This window comes from Brasilonema octagenarum UFV-OR1 (assembly GCF_963888615.1).
In the GTDB taxonomy this organism is placed as follows: Bacteria; Cyanobacteriota; Cyanobacteriia; order Cyanobacteriales; family Nostocaceae; genus Brasilonema; species Brasilonema sennae.
On the sequence record NZ_CAWPKW010000366.1, the window covers coordinates 1 to 1,280 of the forward strand.

Sequence of the window (1,280 nt, forward strand, 5' to 3'; positions counted from 1 at the left end):
CTCCGCAGGCGACTGCGAACCCGAAGGGGAAAGAAATAACTCCTTCATCTCCCCTAACGCCTAATTTGCAAGAAGTGATGCTGGGCTATTCCGACAGCAACAAAGATTCAGGTTTCTTAAGCAGTAACTGGGAAATCCACAAAGCTCAAAAAGCATTACAGAAAATTGCAGAAGAGTATGGTGTGAATTTGCGGATTTTTCATGGACGAGGTGGTTCTGTTGGACGCGGTGGTGGTCCATCTTATGAAGCTATTTTGGCTCAGCCCGGTCACAGTATCAATGGACGAATCAAAATTACCGAACAAGGAGAAGTTCTGGCTTCTAAATATTCCTTACCGGACTTAGCACTGTACAACCTAGAAACGATCAGCTCTGCTGTTATTCAAGCTAGCTTGCTGCGGACGGGGTTTGATGATATTCAACCTTGGAATGAAATTATGGAAGAACTAGCAGCGCGATCGCGTGTTCACTATCGCAACCTGATCTACGAACAACCTGATTTTATTGACTTCTTCCATCAAGTCACCCCCATTGAGGAAATTAGCCAGCTGCAAATTAGTTCTCGTCCAGCCCGTCGTCCATCTGGTAAAAAAGATTTGACTAGCTTACGGGCAATTCCTTGGGTTTTCAGCTGGACACAAACCCGATTCTTACTACCTTCTTGGTACGGTGTTGGTACAGCTTTGCAAGAATTCTTGAACGAAGAACCAGAAGAACATTTGAAGTTACTGCGTTATTTTTATATCAAGTGGCCCTTCTTCAAAATGGTGATTTCTAAAGCAGAAATGACCTTAGCTAAAGTAGACTTGCAAATGGCACAGCAATATGTTCAACAACTGTCTAACCCTGAAGACAAACCCCGTTTTGAGCAAGTTTTTGAACAAATTGCTAGTGAATACTATTTGACAAGGGGTTTGGTTTTGCAAATCACTGGTCATCAACAACTTTTGGATGGAGACCCCGTATTGCAGCGCTCAGTCCAGTTACGTAATGCTACAATTGTGCCCCTAGGTTTCATTCAAATTTCCTTGCTCAAACGCCTGCGCGAATCTCGAACAAATGTGACATCCGGAGTAATTCACTCTCGTTACAGTAAAGGCGAGTTGTTACGAGGAGCATTGTTAACTATCAACGGTATTGCCGCAGGCATGAGAAATACTGGTTGATTTATTATACACAGTCATTAGTCAAAAGTCCTGAAATATCGACTAATGAACGGCAGTCCCCACAACGGTCAAAGCTCGCCGCTTGGGTTGCTTCCCCCGGCAGACTTTGGGGGA

1 protein-coding gene is annotated in these 1,280 nt (G+C 44.1%); it reads left to right on the top strand.

The features are described from left to right. Window positions 1-1,166: phosphoenolpyruvate carboxylase (locus tag AC5590_RS32895; protein WP_169268994.1), on the top strand; the 1,166-nt coding region annotated here is incomplete at its 5' end. Between the last annotated feature and the right edge of the window lie 114 nt (window positions 1,167-1,280).